This is a genomic window from Pannonibacter sp. SL95 (assembly GCF_026672425.1).
Classification (GTDB): Bacteria; Pseudomonadota; Alphaproteobacteria; order Rhizobiales; family Stappiaceae; genus Pannonibacter.
This window is the reverse complement of record NZ_JAPPRC010000006.1, coordinates 522,563-538,890: the sequence shown is the minus strand read 5'-3', so window position 1 is coordinate 538,890 and position 16,328 is coordinate 522,563. Positions and strand designations below refer to the sequence as shown.

Here is a 16,328-nt window from a genome sequence, read left to right as displayed (position 1 = left end):
TGCAGACGCATCGCGCCTTGAAAAGGCTCAATCCTTGCGGAAGACGACGCCGGCCAGCCAGCCGGTGAAGACCGCGATCACCACGGCAAGCACGCCGTAGAGCGCCGGGCGCTGATGGGCGAGATCGAACGCCATCTGCTCGAAGCCCGTCTTGGCGACGGTCAATCCCTTCTCCTGGGTTGCAAGCATCGCACCCTCGTGGATCAGATAGGTGTCGACCGTGTAGACACCGACCGGCGTGGTGGCCGGCAAAGAGATGGTGGTGCGAAACAGGCTGTCGGTGAGGAACTCGACCTTTCCAGCCTGTTCCGAGAAAACACCCTGCTGACGCCGCAGGCGCAGGAACGCATCGCGGAAATCATCACGATCGGACAAGGGAACTTCCGATTGCGGGCTGATCGGCAGGTTGAGGTAGTTGATGCCGATGCCGTATTTCTCCAGCATCGTCCGGTGCCCCATTTCGGTGGGCGGACGGGTGGATGACATCACATAAAACGACGGCACCGCGTAGAAGGTCTCGGCTTCGCGGTTGACCCAGAGACCGAGGAACCGGTCCTTTCGCCGCGTCGTGACAATCTGCTCCGGACCACGCAGAACCACGGCCAGGTCATAGTTTCCCGGTCGGGCTACGGTCTGCCCATCGCGGCCGATCTGTCCGAAGATGACGATCTCGGCGCCGGTGAAATTGGATTCGATCAGTACCTGATCCGAAGACAGGGACGTTATGAGGCTTTCCGCTTGACCGGACCCAGCATGCAGGGTGGCCGCAAAAAGCAGGCCCAGGAACAGGGATCGGCCGCGCGAGATCATCAGCCCTTCCCCTCCTTGATGGCGACGGAGAAGAAGTCGTCGGGCGTGATCAGCAGATCAACGGCAAAGCGGACACCGACCGCCAGCACGAGCAGCGCAAGCAGAAGGCGCAGCTGGTCACCGCGCAGCTTCTGCCCCATACGCGCGCCGAACTGCGCCCCGATGACACCGCCGACCATGAGGATCAGGGCTAGAACGATGTCGATCGTCTGCGTCGTCATGGCGTGCAGGATCGTTGCCGCTGCCATCGTGAAGAGGATCTGCATCAGGGACGTGCCGACGACGATGCCGGTGGGCATGCGCAGGAGATAGATCAGCGCCGGCACCATCATGAAGCCGCCGCCGATGCCCAGCACCGTGCCAAGAAAGCCGATGCCAGCCCCCAGAGCCAGAATCGGTATTACGCTTACATAGAGCTTTGACTGGCGGAACCGCATCTTGAACGGCAGGCCGTGGATCCAGTTGTGCTGTCCAGGATGGCGTGCCGGCCGGTTGCTGCCTTGCCGGCGGCGGCGGATCGCACCGACGGATTCGACCAGCATCAGCCCGCCAATCGTGCCGAGGAAGGTGACATAGGACAGCGAGATGACCACATCGAGCTGACCCATGTTCTTGAGGATTTCGAACAGCCACGCCCCGGCGGCCGAGCCGACAACGCCCGCAATGAGCAGCACGGTCGCCATCTTCATGTCGATGGCACCGCGCCGCCAGTAGGCCAGCACGCCGGAGGACGAGGAGGCAACGATCTGGGTCGTCACGGTGGCCACGGCCACAGCGGGCGGAATGCCGGAAAAGATCAGCAGCGGTGTCAGAAGGAAACCGCCACCGATGCCGAACAGTCCCGACAGGAAGCCGACGGCACCGCCCATGCCGAAGATGAGGAACATGTTCACCGAGATTTCGGCGATGGGCAGGTAGATCTGCACGGGCTTGTACCGGCGTTGGGGGCTGTGGTTGTCATCACGGCCCGGGAAATGCTGCTAGAAGGGCCGCTTTCGCGGCCCTGTCAACCTTCAACAGCGTGGATCGATCAGATTGACCGTCCGAGAAGCGCTTTTACCAGCTCCGGGGTCACTTCTCCCGTCACCGGAAGCTTGGCGCTCCGCTGGAAACTCTCGATTGCCTGCCGCGTCTTCGGCCCCATCTGGCCATCGACCGAGCCTGGGTCAAACCCGAGCGTCTTGAGCAGTCCCTGTGCCTGCTGCACCATGTCGGTGCCCTGGAGCACGGAGGCATTGGTTGCCGGAACACCGGCGGCATGATCCCAGGCCGGATCCAGAACCACGGTGTTGGCCGCCGGGATCGGCTCCTGAAGCTTGAACGTGTCGACGGCGAGACGGCCAGCAGCCAGCTGGGCCTGGTCCATCATGTTCGCGATGTCATCCCGCTTCTTTGCCGCTTCCCCGTCGCCCTGCTTGGCGGCGATGGCAAACCACTTGTAGCTCTCGGCCAGGTCCTTGGGCACGCCCAGGCCCCGGGCATTGAGGATGCCAAGGTTGAACAGGCTGTCCGGCACGCCGTGCTCGGCAGCGGACTTGAACCAGCGGGCAGCTTCGGTGAAGTTCGGCGCCCCTTCCGCACCCTCGGCGTAAAGAACAGCCAGATTGTGCATGGCCTTGGCGTTGCCGGCCTCGGCGGCCTTCACATACCATTCGCGGGCCTTGGCGATGTCCTTGGGCACGCCGCGCCCCTTTTCGTAAAGGCTCGCGAGCCGGTACTGCGCCGGGGCAAGGCCCTTTGCCGCAGCCTTCTCGTACCACTTCGCCGCCTCGGTCAGATCGGACGGCACGCCTTTGCCTTCGGTGTAGTTCACGCCGATCTGGAATTCTGCGGCCGCATTTCCGGCCGCAGCAGCGCTGCGCAGTGCCATCGGTCCAATGGCTTCCGGCGGCAGGTTGTTGAGTGTGCCGCCCGGGGCAACCGGAGCGACAGGGTTCGGCTGCAACGAGGATGGTGCCGAGGCAAGCGTCGTCGGATTGGACGGCAGGACCGGAGCCCCGCCGTTGACGAACGGGGTGTCGCCGAACTTGCCGGAAATGGCCGGGGGTGCGAAGGCCACGGCCGGAGGCACCGCGTCAGCCGGCTGCGGCGTGACCAGCGGTGAGGGACCAGCAAGCGGGCCGGCGATCGGCCCAGGCGTCAGCGGAACATCCGGTCCCTGCCCTGCGGCTTCGGGCTCGCGCGGAGCTTCTGCGACGACAGCCTGTTCCTCGGCCACGACCGCCGGCTCACCGGCGACGGGTGCCGCGACAATGTCCTTTTCCTGCAGCTCCAGGACCGGTAGCGGCGCTGCCCCTTCCGCCGGAGCTTCCGCAACCTGCGGGGCAGCTGCATCGGGCGCGTCAAGTCCTGCCACGGGCTCACTGCCGCCACTGGCAAGGCGGAAGATCTGCAGCGTGCCGATGGCAAGGATCACCGCAGCGGCTGCAAACAGCAGCGCGCGCTTGCGACCACCGCTGAGCAGCCCGCCGCCCGATGCCTCCGGTGCCGGACGGTCCTCACGGCTGACCGCCGCAATTTCCTCAGGCGCCGTCCGGGACCGCTTGGCCGGCTTGATTTCCTGCTCGGATCCCAGTTCCAGCGCGTCATCCGCCTGCGCGGTCTTGGACCGGGTAAAGGCCCGCTTCAGCCAGCCACCGGACGATGCCTGTTCCGGATTGCTCTCCCGCGCTTCTTCGGCCCGGGCCTGCTGCACTTCCACAGACGCGGCCTGGGCCGCGCGGCGTGCGGCGGCGATGAAGTCCGCCTTGCGATCACGTGAGCGCTCCTTCGGACGGTCTCGCGTTTCGGCGCTCAAGGGCAGGCCGGGCAGCGGCGCGCGTCCGCGCGGTTCATCCCGCGGCGGTTCGGCGGGCCGGCCGGCCGGGCGCGACACCCCACTGCGCTCCAGCGAGTCCAGACGGTCGGTAATGCCGGACAGGATAGACTGCACGCCCTCGAACGTGTTGCGGGTGCGGCTTTCGGTGCCCTGCGCTGCATCAAGCAGACGCTTCAGATCATCGCGCAGGTCGCCGATCGCGTCGTCATAGTCACGCGTTTCCGGGATATGGTCACGCACCACACGGCGAGCGGCCTCGCTGGCGACGTCGGCCACTTCGGCGCGGGTCGCCCGCAATCCATCCTCGATGCGCAGCAGCACCTTCTCGATGCCGTCGACACCGGCGAGGCGGCCTTCGGCGGACTCCAGCTGGTTGGCCAATGCGCCGATCTTGTCAGTGATGAGATCGAGGCGGCGATCATCCATGGTCTCGCTGCCGCGGTTGACCGCATCAGCTAGATCGCTGATCCGCCGTTCCAGCGCGACAACCGCGGGGGCCGGCATCTGGACAGCGGCGCGCATCTCGGCGATCTCGCGGCGCAGGGCCTCGATGTCCTGATTGGAGACCTGGTCGCGCGGCTCGCTGAGACGCCGTGACAGATCGCCAACCTGGCGCTCAAGCTGCGCCAGCAACTCGGCTTCGATGCCCGCACCCTCGCCCAGCTCCACGGACAGGGGACGGGACGAGCGCTCCTCCAGCGATTCGATCTTGCTGTGGATGCCCATCAGCCGGGTTTCGAGCCCGGCAAAGGCGGCATCCATGGCGGGCTGCTGCTGGCCCTTGCCACGCTCCATGGCGGCAAGACGATCCATGATCTCGTCAAGGCGATTGTCCACCTTGCCGAACCGGGCCTCGTCATCGCCGGACGTGCAGGGATTGCGCGACAGCATGCCGAAGATTTCTTCGAGGCGGCCGTTCAACCGGTCGAAGCTCTCCGGATCCGGCAACCGCTCTTCCATCGCGCTGATGCGGCTGTCGAGGCCGCGCTGTTCGCGCGCCAGCATTTCCAGTTCGTCGAGGCGATCGGCAACGAAGCGCATCCGGTCATCGAGACCGCCGATCACCCGGCTGAAGTCAACCTGTTCGACGATCCGCCGGACATCCTTCAGCTCCTGGCGCAGCGGCTCGATGTCGAGACGGCCATGCGCACGCAGGAGGCTTTCCACGCGCTCGGAGATGTCGCCAATACGGCCTTCGAGCACCAGGAGATGCTCGGAGCGCGGCAGCGCCGACAGACCATCCTCGATTTCCATGAGCCGCGCCGCAAGGCTCTTGACCGCGCGCGGATCAATCGAGGAGCGGGACAGTTCGTCCAGACGCTGGACGATGTGGGCATAGCCCATCTCGAGCGTCTTCAGCGTGCCATCGACATTGGTGTTGCTGACGAGATGGCGCAGATCCGCGATCTCGGCCCGAAGTTCCTTCGCCTGACGGTCGTCGGTCCGGTCAACGCGGAGGCGTTCGACCATATCGGCAAGGCGGCGCATCTCATGACGGTCGCGGTCTTCGCGGCCACGATCCCGGTCCGGCCAGGCCTGGAGCGTTTCGCGTAAGGCACCGATCTCGCGGCGCACCACGTCGAGCGTTTCCTCATGCGGCTTGCGCAGGGCGTCGATGCGGCGCGACAGGTCCTTGTAGATCTGCCGCGAGGGCGCGTCGGCCTCGCGCGGGCGGCGCGGACGCGGGCGTTCTTCACGGTAGTCAGGCCGATAATCGGGCCGGTAATCGTCAAGGACATCAAGATCCGGCTCAGCCAGCCGGTCGAGCGCGTCACGGCGCGCGCGCAGGTCAGCAGCCGCACGGTTGATGTCGCGGTCATCCTCCGGCCGCCGGCGGGCGCGGCGCGGCAGATCGCGGCCAGTCTCGTCGTCATAGCGGCTGCGGGACGGGCGGCGGGTGTCAAGGTCGCGATCAGCGCGGTCGCGGCGACGCGGGGCTTCGGCTGCGTAGGCCTCCTCGTCGTCCACCTCGTCATAGCCGTAGCTGTCATCGAGGCCAGAACGGCCTCGGGCATCGCGAGTGTCGCGCAGGTCACCGCCACGGCGGGACGATTGTGTGCGGTCCGAAAGATCTCCGACGCGCTGGTCCAGGCGCTCCAGCGCTTCCATCACGGCACCGATCCGACGGCCGCGCGGCGCTTCGCCTTGCGGCGCGGCGCGCTCGCTGCGGCGCTGCGATCTTGCGTCAGGCTCGGCGTGATCACGGCGGCGCGACCGCTGGCGGTCGCCCATGAGCCGGTCCAGTTCATCGGCAACAGCGTCCAATTCCTGCTCGGGTCCGTAGCGATCCTCGTCACGGGCGTAGTCGGATGCGGCGGTCGCGGTGCGGGTCAAGCGCTCGACGCGGTCGCGCGGTGCCTCACGCCGACCGGTCCGGCGGGACACGGGCAGTTCGTCTTCATAGTCGTCTTCATAAGGATCGGCATAGCCGCGATCCGCGTCGTAACCCCGGTCACGACCGCTACGCGACCGTTCATCGCCGCCGCTTCCTGCTCTGCGGATATTCCAAGACGACATGGGCTGGACCTGGTCTTGCGGTCGTTCTGACCTTTGACAACAAACTTGCGAGCTGCGCGGTCCCGGAACTGGAAAAACAATGGCACCGAAGCAATGGGTGAATCTTTGTCGTGGTAGGGTAAACAGCGCGTTAATTCCGGTCGCAGCTTGCAAATTTGTCTTAACCGCTCGTTTGCCAGACACCCAAAAACGCCGAATCAAGAAAAAAGGCGCATGCGAGGTGTGGACCATTCCCTTAGCGTAAGGTATGGCGTTCAGTCAGAGAACGGCGTTTCCACACCCCTCCCGGTGTAGCGACACCGCGCAAGCCGCCCTCCGCACCTGACCGGGCGCACGGATCAGCTGCCAATGCGGGGCATGCGAGCAGGAACAGGACATGAGCGAAGCACTATCCCTCCGGAACAACACCGAGATTGTTGATGTCGTGGCTGCTGCTGACGACAGCACGAAGAAGACCCACTTCACCATTGGCGACCTCGCCAAGGAATTCGGCTGCACCCTGCGCACCCTGCGCTTCTATGAAGACCGGGGCCTGCTGAACCCGAAGCGCGATGGCCTCAACCGCGTCTACACGCGCCGCGACCGCGCACGCCTGAAGCTGGTTGTCATGGGCAAGCGCGTCGGCTTTTCGCTCAGCGAGATCCGCGACATGCTGGATCTTTATGACCTGCGCGACGGCCAGGTGACTCAACTGCGGGTCGCCCTGTCGCGGTTCAGCGAACAGATTGCCGTGCTGGTCAACCAGCGCAAGGATATCGACCAGGCGATCGAGGAACTGTCTCGCACCGTCGAGATCGTATCCGGCATGCTGAAGCACAAGGAAGCCGAGGGCGAATAAGCCTGACGCACACGGCACGGCCGCAAATTGATCGAAAATCACGCAAAACCGGGGCACGCGCTCCGGTTTTGTGCGTTAGGGCATGCGACTTTTGTTCATTTTATAAAGAATCAGGCGTACCTTCCGCAAGGACACGACTTGTCCGCCCGGGAATGGCGCGTATATAAAGGCGGCAGTTGACGTTTACGGAAACGTCAAGTCGTGATTATGCGGTTTCGTTCTGGGAGGAATTTATGCCGACCTACCGTGCCCCCGTCGAGGACACACTGTTTCTACTCAAGGATGTGTTCGGCTACGAACGCTACAGCAACCTGCCGGGCTTTGCCGATGCATCGCCCGATCTGGTTGAAGCCATCCTGCGGGAAGGCGCCAAGTTCTGCGAGGAGGTGATCCAGCCTCTGAACCAGAGCGGTGACCAGGCCGGCTGCGTCCGTCACGACGACGGCAGCGTCACTCCCCCGAAGGGCTTCAAGGAAGCCTATGACGCCTATTGTGAAGGCGGCTGGGGCGGCCTGTCGGTTCACCCCGATCACGGCGGCCAGGGCCTGCCGCACACGCTGGCCATGGTCATGGCCGAATATCTTTCCTCCGCCAACATGGCCTTTGCCATGTACCCGGGCCTGACCGCCGGCGCCGTGGCTGCGCTGACGCTGCATGGCACCGACGCGCTGAAGGCAACCTATCTGCCCAACATGGTGGCCGGCACCTGGACCGGCACGATGAACCTGACCGAACCGCATTGCGGCACCGATCTGGGCCTCATCCGCACCAAGGCCGCACCGCAGGCCGATGGCAGCTACAAGATTTCCGGCACCAAGATCTTCATCTCGGCCGGTGAACACGACATGGCGGAGAACATCATCCATCTGGTGCTGGCTCGCATCGAAGGCGCACCGGAGGGCGTGAAGGGCATCTCGCTGTTTGTCGTGCCGAAATTCATGGTCAATGGCGACGGTTCGCTCGGCGCCCGCAACGGCGTCTCCTGCGGCTCGATCGAGCACAAGATGGGCATCCACGCCAACGCGACCTGCGTCATGAACTATGACGGGGCGACCGGCTGGCTCGTCGGTGAGGAGAACAAGGGCCTGCGCGCCATGTTCACCATGATGAACGAGGCCCGTCTTGGCGTTGCCGTTCAGGGCCTCGCCCAGTCGGAGGTCGCCTATCAGAACGCGGTCGTCTACGCCAAGGACCGCATCCAGGGCCGCGCCCTGACCGGTCCGAAGGCCGCCGACAAGGCCGCCGATCCGATCATCGTGCATCCGGACGTGCGCCGCGTGCTGATGTCGATCCGCTCGTTCAACGAGGCGGCCCGCGCGCTGGTGTTGTGGACCGCACTGCAGGGCGACGTGTCGCATCGCTCGGATAACGAGGCAGACCGGACCCGTGCGGACGACCTGATGGGCCTGATGACCCCGGTTCTGAAGGGCGTCCTGACGGACACCGGCTTTGCCAACGCGGTCAACGCCCAGCAGCTCTACGGCGGCCATGGCTACATTGCCGAATGGGGCATGGAGCAGTTCGTGCGCGATGCCCGCATCGCCATGATCTATGAAGGTGCCAACGGCATCCAGGCGCTTGACCTTGTCGGCCGCAAGCTGCCGGCCAATGGTGGCCGCGCCGTGATGACCTTCTTTGCCGAGGTTGGCGACTTCCTGAAGGCCAACAAGGAAAACGAGGCGCTCGCCCCCTTCACCAAGCCGCTGAAGAAGGCACATGACGACCTGCAGGCCGCGACCATGTGGTTCATGCAGAACGCCATGGCAAAGCTCGACAACGCCGGCGCTGGCTCCACTGACTACATGCACCTCTTCGGTCTGGTCGCACTCGCCTACATGTGGGCCCAGATCGCCAAGGCCGCTCAGGACAAGATCGCGGCCGGCGAGGACAAGGAGCGCTATGAGGCCAAGCTGGTCTTCGGCCGCTTCTTCATGGAGCGTACCTTGCCGGAAACGGCCGCGCATCTTGCCCGCATCTCGACCGGTGCAGACACCATGATGAGCCTGCCTGCCGAGGCATTCTGATCCGGTTGGCCCGGCGCAACCGCCGGGCCACGCCTTGGTCACATGCCTGTGGTGTCATGCCATGACGGGAGGAACGCATGGCCGAGTATGTGCTGCATTGCTTTGCCCAATCGGGCTATTCCTACAAGGTCGCCCTGATGCTCCAGCTGGCCGGGGCAGACTGGGAGCCGCGGTTCGTCGACTTCTTCAACGGAGCCACCCGGTCACCGGAGTTCCGCGAGACAGTCAACGAGATGGGCGAGGTGCCCGTGCTGGAGCATAACGGCCTCAAGCTGGTGCAGTCCGGCGTCATTCTCGACTACCTTGCCGAGGAGCTTGGCGAGTTCGGTGCCCGCACCGAGGAGGAAGCCCGCGAGATCCTGCGCTGGGTCCTTTTCGACAACCACAAGCTCAGCAGCTATGCGGCGACGCTGCGTTACCTGCGGCAATTCGCAAAGACCGGGGAAACACCGGTTACTGCCTTTTTCGAGGCCCGGGCCAAGTCGGCCTTTGCCATCCTCGACAAGCACCTGACTGGCCGCGATTTCGTGGTCGCCGACCGGCTGACGACGGCAGATCTGTCCCTGTGCGGCTATCTGTTCTGGCCCGACGAAATCGGGATCGATCTTGCCGCCTATCCCAACATGTCCCGCTGGCTTGACCGGCTTCGTGCCCAGCCTGGCTGGGCTCCCCCCTATGCGCTGATGCCGGGCTATCCGCTGCCCGCATCTGCCTGACCAACCACGACGTTCAGGAGGATTCCATGCCTGAGGCTTATGTATTTGACCACGTGCGCACTCCGCGCGGACGCGGCAAGAAGGACGGCTCGCTGCATGAGGTGACCGCCGTCCGCCTCGCCGCCGTCGCCCTCGAAGCCATCCGCGACCGCAACGAACTCGACACCAAGCTTGTCGATGACGTCATCCTGGGCTGCGTCGACCCGGTGGGCGAAGCAGGCGGCGACGTTGCCCGCGCGGCCGTCTTTGCTGCCGGCTACGACAATTCGGTGCCCGGCATCCAGATCAACCGCTTCTGCGCCTCCGGCCTCGATGCGGTGAACATGGCCGCTGGCCAAGTCATGTCCGGCCAGCACCAGCTGGTGATTGCTGGCGGTGTCGAGAGCATGAGCCGCGTCGGCATCGGCGCATCGGGTGGCGCATGGCCGGTCGATCCGCAGGTGGCCCTGCCCTCCTATTTCATGCCGCAGGGCGTGTCGGCGGACCTGATCGCCTCCAAATACGGCTTCACCCGCGATGACTGCGACAGCTACGCCGTCGAAAGCCAGAAGCGCGCAGCGCACTCCTGGGACAAAGGCTACTTCGCCAAGTCCGTCGTCCCGGTGAAGGATGTCAACGGCATCACCATCCTGGCCAAGGACGAACACATGCGTCCGGGCACCGACATGCAGTCGCTGGCCGCACTCGGCGCATCCTTCGAGATGATGGGGGCGATGGGCGGCTTTGACGCGGTCGCCGTCCAGGCGCATCCGGAACTGGAGCGCATCACCCACGTGCACCACGCCGGCAACTCGTCGGGTATCGTCGATGGCGCTGCAGGCGTGCTGATCGGCTCGCGCAAGGCTGGCAAGTCGGCCGGGCTGAAGCCCCGCGCACGCATCAAGGCCTTTGCCAACATCGGCTCCGAACCGGCGCTGATGCTGACCGGCCCGGTCGACGTGACCGAGAAGCTGCTGCGCAATGCCGGCATGAGCCTCAAGGACATCGACCTGTTCGAGATCAACGAAGCCTTCGCCTCGGTCGTGCTGCGCTTCCGCCAGGCTTTCGATCTTGATCCGTCGGTGGTCAACGTCAACGGCGGCGCGATCGCGCTCGGCCACCCGCTTGGCGCCACAGGCGCCATGATCCTCGGCACGGTGCTCGACGAACTGGAGCGCCGCGACCTCAACACCGCCCTCGTCACCCTCTGCATCGGCGCCGGCATGGGCACGGCGACGATCATCGAGCGCGTCTGACGGCTGTCCTCGGGGAGAACCACAATGGCTTACACGAACTTCACCGTTGAAACCGATGCCGACGGCATCGCCCTCATCACCTGGGACATGCCGGAAAAGTCGATGAACGTCATCGACATCTCGGTGATGGACGACCTCGACAAGATCATTGCGGATGTGGTGGCTGATGCGGCCATCAAGGGCGCCGTGATCACCTCCGGCAAGGCCGCATTCTCGGGCGGTGCCGACCTCACCATGCTCGACGGCCTGCTGAAGGGCTTCCACAAGGAGCGCCGCAAGGATGCGGAAGCCGCAGCCAAGACGCTGTTTGAAGGCTCGCGCCGGCTGACGCTGATCTACCGCAAGCTCGAGACCTGCGGGAAGCCGTTCGTCGCTGCGATCAACGGCACCTGCATGGGCGGCGGCACCGAACTGGCGCTGGCCTGCCATGCCCGCGTTGGCGTGGAAGATGACAGCTTCAAGCTCGGCCTGCCGGAAGTGAAGGTGGGCCTGTTCCCGGGCGCCGGCGGCACGCAGCGCGTCATGCGCATGACCGATGCACAGGCTGGCCTCACCTTCCTGATGCAGGGCCAGACCCTGCGTGCCGACAAGGCCAAGTCGATGAAGCTCATCGACGAGACCGCACCGGCCAAGAAGCTGGTCGAGACGGCCAAGAAGATGCTCAAGGCGGGCGTGAAGCCGGTGAAGCCCTGGGACGAGAAGGGCTTCAAGCTGCCGAATGGCCCGGTCTACTCCCCGGCCGGCTTCCAGTTTTGGCCGGCCGCCAACGCCATCTATCGCCGTGAGACCCAGGACAACTATCCGGGCATTCGTGGTCTGCTGAAGTCCGTGTTCGAAGGTCTGCAGCTGCCGATGGATCTGGCCCTGCAGGTCGAGAGCCGTTACTTCGCGCATGTGCTGCAGACACCGGAAGCAGCAAACATGATCCGCTCGCTGTTCGTCTCCATGCAGGAGCTGAACAAGGGCGCGCGCCGTCCGGCCGACGTGAAGCCGAACAAGATCAAGAAGATCGGCGTCATCGGCGCGGGCTTCATGGGCGCGGGCATTGCCTATGTCACGGCCAAGGCCGGCATTGACGTCGTGCTGATCGACCGCGACCAGGCCGCTGCCGACAAGGGCAAGGCGCATTCGGACGAGCTGATGAGCAAGTCCGTCTCGCGTGGCCAGGCAACCGCCGAGGACAAGGAAAAGCTGCTGGCGCGCATCAACGCGACGCCGGACTACGACCAGCTGGCGGACTGCGACCTCGTCATCGAGGCCGTGTTCGAGGACCGTGAGGTCAAGCGTGTCGTCACCGAAAAGGCCGAAGCTGCGCTGAAAGCCAAGGCGATCTATGCGTCGAACACCTCGACGCTGCCGATTTCCTCGCTGGCAGAAGCCTCGTCCCGCCCGAAGAACTTCATCGGCATCCACTTCTTCTCGCCCGTCGACAAGATGATGCTGGTCGAGGTGATCCTTGGCAAGAAGACCTCGGACAAGGCGCTGGCCATGGCGCTGGACTACATCAAGGCCATCAAGAAGACCCCGATTGTCGTCAATGACAGCCGTGGCTTCTACACCTCGCGCGTGGTCATGACCTATGTGCGCGAAGGTCTGATGATGCTGGCCGACGGCGTACCGGCAGCCATGATCGAGAACGCCGGCAAGATGGCCGGCATGCCGGTCGGGCCACTGTCGCTTGGCGACGAAGTGGCGCTGGATCTGGCCTGGAAGATCGTCTCGGCTACCCGCAAGGACCTTGGCGTCAACTACGTCGAAGGCCCGCTGGACAACATCCTGGAAGAGATGGTGGTCAAGCGCGAGCGCTTCGGCCGCAAGAACAGCAAGGGCTTCTACGACTACAAGGGCAAGGAAAAGTCTCTCTGGGCCGGGATCCCGGATGTGGTTGGCAAGCCGAAGCCGGCTGACGCCTTCAATGTCGAGGAGTTGAAGCAGCGCCTTCTGGTGATGCAGGCCCTCGAAACCGCCCGCATCTTTGAAGAAAAGTGCCTGACAGACGTCCGCGAGGCCGATGTCGGCTCGATCCTCGGCTTCGGGTTCGCCCCGTACACCGGCGGCACGCTCAGCTACATCGACATGATGGGTACCCACGCCTTCGTTGAGCTTTGCAAGAAGTTCACCAAGAAGTGGGGCCCGCGCTTCAAGCCGAACAAGCTGCTGCGCGAAATGGCCAAGAACAACGAGACCTTCTACGGCAAGTTCCCGCCGCAGGCAGAGGGCAAGTCGGCCAACGCGTCAGAACTTGACGCAGCCTGACAGAGCCAGAAGGTTCAGCTGCCGGGGAACGCAATCGAGAAATTGCGTTCCCCATTTTTGCATGACTGCTTGCAACTCTGACCTGCCTGTGGACTCAGGTTCAGCCCAGATGCGTATTGCGCCACAACGGAAATCGATTGCATCATGGCGCTTGCAAATGATTGCTTGCAGAGTTTTCCACAGCTGCAGAAACTCTTAGCGCGTTCACAATATTGTGAAGCCATTGCAGCGGATAATTTAATGAAAAACGATATTCAACCGCTGGATTGGTACAATTTTCGCGTGACCAGCCGATTTATCGTTTACCCATCGCTGAAAGCACGGAAAGCCTGTCGACATCTTCTCGACAGACTTTCCTATGCTGTTCGGGCGGTTTCGCTCTGTATTCGGTCTTTTTCGTTGGTGATGGGGCCACGTGTTGCCGAAAACAATGCGAACCAGCGCATTTCAGGAACCCGTCGCGTTTCATTATGCGAAACGAATTCCCCGGCGTCCTGGACAAGGACCCGTTGAAACGCCCAGAAAGAGAATCTGACGCAGCGTTCACATGCGCTTTCGGATAGGTATTGCGCTTTTCCCGAGTGAAAGTCGTTGGCTCAATCAACCGCATTTTTAACTAAACCTGCCAAATTAAATCGAACTCCCCGCTCCGCGACACTCCTTTGACCTATTGCGCCAGACAGACGTCTATAGAACAGTGTAAAGGCCTCTTGTGGGGAGGGAGATAGAGCGGTGCTGCACAACCGAGGGTTACGGCGACTGCAAGACGACTGGTGCAGGGCAGACACACTGCACTCGCTCGAAATCGTCTGCAAAATGAAGCGACTGGACTGGGCCGCGATTGCCCGGCACTTCGGCATACGAGCCGATCAGCCGCATTGTCCCGCCGCAACGGTCGATTATCGCACCGCTCTTCAGCTGTTTGAGCATGTGGCACATGCCTCAAACGACGATGGACTGATCCTCGACGTCGCCGCCTCCTTGCCACTGGGCTTGTACTCGACCTTCGACTATGTCGGGCTTTGCGCGCCGAACCTTGGAACCGGCCTCAACAACTGGGTCCGCTTTCTGCCGCTCCGTACGAATTTCTACCGCATGAGCCTCGAAGACGAAGGCGACGTCAGTGTCCTGCAATGGCAGGTTCCGGACTGCGGGATCCCGCGCGTGCAGAGCACCTACGAGCGCATGGCCTGGGCGATCGGACGGATCGAGTTTGCGATCCAGGATCCGACGGCAAAGCTGCTGATCGACATCTCCCAGCCTGCACCTCGCCGCATGTCTGATCTGCAACGACGCCTGGGGTCGCGTCTGCGTTTCGGTCAGGCGCAAGATCGGATTGTCATCCCGAAACACTACCTGCCGCGCCCCACTCCGCGCAGCGAAGCCAATCTCTATGCCATCGTCGAGCAGGCTGCACTGCGCGAGATGGAGGAATACGGCGGCCGCAACGATCCGCTGACGCGGGTGGCGGAGAAGATCAACGAGGCCCTGAAGTCCGGCACCGTCTCGCTGGAGCACGTGGCCGCCGAGCTCGGCATGTCGCAGCGCTCGCTGCAGCGGTTGCTGGAAGCCGAAGGGACGTCGTTCCGCAAGCTGACCGAAACCATCCGACGCAACATGGCCGCGCGCTATCTCAAGGACACGTCCCTGCCGATGAAGGAAATTGCCTTCCTGCTCGGCTTCTCGGAACTCTCGGCATTCTCCCGCGCGGTCAAGACCTGGTACGGCGTGCCGCCAAAGTCCGTGCGGCTGAACGGCGATCCGGGCATGGAAGATTCCGTGGCCTGACAGGTGCAAACCGGATTATTCACAGACCTGCCCGGCCGCGGGGATGCAGACCCCTGCTTAATTGCCTATGTATGGAGCCACAGGTTCGCATCAATAAGGGTACTGGACATGTCTGGTGATGGTCTGACGCGGTTTCTGGGCGATACGCCGTTGCGCGTCATCGTGCGCCTCGTGTTCCTGTCGCTCGTTGTCGGCGTCATCCTGTCTGCCCTGGATCTTGATCCGCTTGGCGTCATCGATCTGCTGCTGTCCTTCGTGCAGCGCCTTTGGGACATGGGCTTTGCCGCGATCGAGCAGGTCGGCAAGTATCTGGTGCTTGGCGCCGTGATCGTCGTGCCGATCTGGCTGGTGAGCAGGATCTTTTCCGCGCGCGGACGCTGACACCGATCAGCCGACGCGTTCGGCCTGTGCGGACTGAACCGCGATGGCCGCACGCAGCAATGTGAGGTGGCGGTCGGCAAGTTCGTCAATGTCGGCCGAGTAGCCACCGCCCAGAACACCGGCGAGCGGAAGGCCCAGCGCGCGGACCAGCCCGATCACATGCTCGTCTCGCCGGCGCAGCCCATCGCGGGACAGGGACAGGCGGCCAAGCTTGTCTCCTGCGAACGGATCGACCCCTGCGTTGTAAAACACGATATCGGGCCGCGCCTCGTTAAGCACGTAAGGCAGGGCCGCTGCCAACTGCTCCAGATAGGCTTCATCCTCTGTGCCGTCCTCAAGCCCGATGTCGAGCGACGACGCTATCTTGCGCACCGGGTAGTTCTTCTCAGAATGCATCGAGAAGGTGAACACATCCGGATCGCCGCTGAAGATGTCGGCGGTGCCATCGCCCTGGTGCACGTCGAGATCGATGACAAGGGCGCGACGAATAACTCCATCGGCCTGCATCACCCGGATGGCAACGGCGACATCATTGAAGACACAGAAGCCGGCACCATGGGCCCGGCGCGCATGGTGGCTGCCTCCGGCCGTGTTGCAGGCAAGGCCGTGTTCTAGCGCCAGATAGCCGGTCAGCACCGTGCCGCCAGTGGCGCAACGGCCGCGCAGGGCCACACTCTCCGTCATCGGAAAGCCGATTTCCCTCGCAATCAGCGGGGGAACATCAGCCGCGAAAACCTGCTCCACATAGGCACGCTCGTGAGCGAGCGCGACCCATTCGAACGGCGCCGGACGCGGCCTGTGGAAGCGGCCACCCGGTACCAGCCCCTCCGCCAGCGCAAGCTCGGCAACGCGGCGGAACTTGTTCATCGGAAACCGGTGGCCATCCGGCAGCTCGGCGCGATAGGCCGGGTGATGAACGATCGGAACAGCGGCTTCAGCGAACAT

Annotated in this window: 12 protein-coding genes; 8 read left to right on the top strand and 4 right to left on the bottom strand. The window is 63.5% G+C overall.

Annotated features, from left to right (window positions below):
* Positions 1 to 27: 27 nt before the first annotated feature.
* The 3 genes from OVA12_RS19545 to OVA12_RS19535 all read right to left on the bottom strand — a co-directional run bounded on the left by OVA12_RS19545 (position 28) and on the right by OVA12_RS19535 (position 6,145).
* Entirely contained in the window at positions 28 to 810 is a 783-nt protein-coding gene (locus OVA12_RS19545; protein WP_268140280.1) for a TIGR02186 family protein, read from the bottom strand.
* Positions 810 to 1,736: a sulfite exporter TauE/SafE family protein gene (locus OVA12_RS19540; protein ID WP_268140278.1), complete on the bottom strand. Its 927-nt coding sequence runs from the start codon at positions 1,734 to 1,736 to the stop codon at positions 810 to 812. Before OVA12_RS19540 ends, OVA12_RS19545 begins: the two co-directional genes overlap by 1 nt.
* A 104-nt stretch (positions 1,737 to 1,840) precedes the next feature.
* Positions 1,841 to 6,145, bottom strand: a complete 4,305-nt coding sequence (locus OVA12_RS19535; RefSeq protein ID WP_268140276.1) for a peptidoglycan-binding protein — start codon at positions 6,143 to 6,145, stop codon at positions 1,841 to 1,843.
* 376 nt (positions 6,146 to 6,521) lie between these two features.
* On the opposite strand from OVA12_RS19535, the gene OVA12_RS19530 reads away from it, so the two are divergent.
* From OVA12_RS19530 to OVA12_RS19495, 8 genes are all read left to right on the top strand, one after another.
* Positions 6,522 to 6,983, top strand: coding sequence for a MerR family transcriptional regulator (locus OVA12_RS19530; protein ID WP_106751720.1), 462 nt, complete (start codon positions 6,522 to 6,524; stop codon positions 6,981 to 6,983).
* Between the two features lie 233 nt (positions 6,984 to 7,216).
* Positions 7,217 to 9,007: an acyl-CoA dehydrogenase C-terminal domain-containing protein gene (locus OVA12_RS19525; protein ID WP_268140273.1), complete on the top strand. Its 1,791-nt coding sequence runs from the start codon at positions 7,217 to 7,219 to the stop codon at positions 9,005 to 9,007.
* A gap of 77 nt (positions 9,008 to 9,084) precedes the next feature.
* On the top strand, positions 9,085 to 9,723 hold the full coding sequence (locus tag OVA12_RS19520) for a glutathione S-transferase family protein (RefSeq protein ID WP_268140271.1): 639 nt from the start codon (positions 9,085 to 9,087) through the stop codon (positions 9,721 to 9,723).
* Positions 9,724 to 9,749: 26 nt separating this feature from the next.
* Positions 9,750 to 10,958, top strand: coding sequence for an acetyl-CoA C-acetyltransferase (locus OVA12_RS19515; RefSeq protein WP_268140269.1), 1,209 nt, complete (start codon positions 9,750 to 9,752; stop codon positions 10,956 to 10,958).
* Positions 10,959 to 10,982: 24 nt separating this feature from the next.
* A complete protein-coding gene (locus OVA12_RS19510) occupies positions 10,983 to 13,214 on the top strand; it encodes an FAD-dependent oxidoreductase (RefSeq protein WP_268140267.1) in 2,232 nt (743 codons plus the stop codon).
* 144 nt (positions 13,215 to 13,358) lie between these two features.
* A complete protein-coding gene (locus tag OVA12_RS19505; protein ID WP_268140265.1) occupies positions 13,359 to 13,727 on the top strand; it encodes a hypothetical protein in 369 nt (122 codons plus the stop codon).
* Positions 13,728 to 14,030: 303 nt separating this feature from the next.
* Positions 14,031 to 15,002, top strand: a complete 972-nt coding sequence (locus OVA12_RS19500; RefSeq protein ID WP_268140263.1) for an AraC family transcriptional regulator — start codon at positions 14,031 to 14,033, stop codon at positions 15,000 to 15,002.
* Positions 15,003 to 15,110: 108 nt separating this feature from the next.
* Entirely contained in the window at positions 15,111 to 15,383 is a 273-nt protein-coding gene (locus OVA12_RS19495) for a DUF6460 domain-containing protein (RefSeq protein WP_268140260.1), read from the top strand.
* A 6-nt stretch (positions 15,384 to 15,389) separates the two neighbouring features.
* Here OVA12_RS19495 and OVA12_RS19490 read toward each other — a convergent pair whose 3' ends face one another.
* Positions 15,390 to 16,328, bottom strand: coding sequence for a histone deacetylase family protein (locus tag OVA12_RS19490; protein ID WP_268140258.1), 939 nt, complete (start codon positions 16,326 to 16,328; stop codon positions 15,390 to 15,392).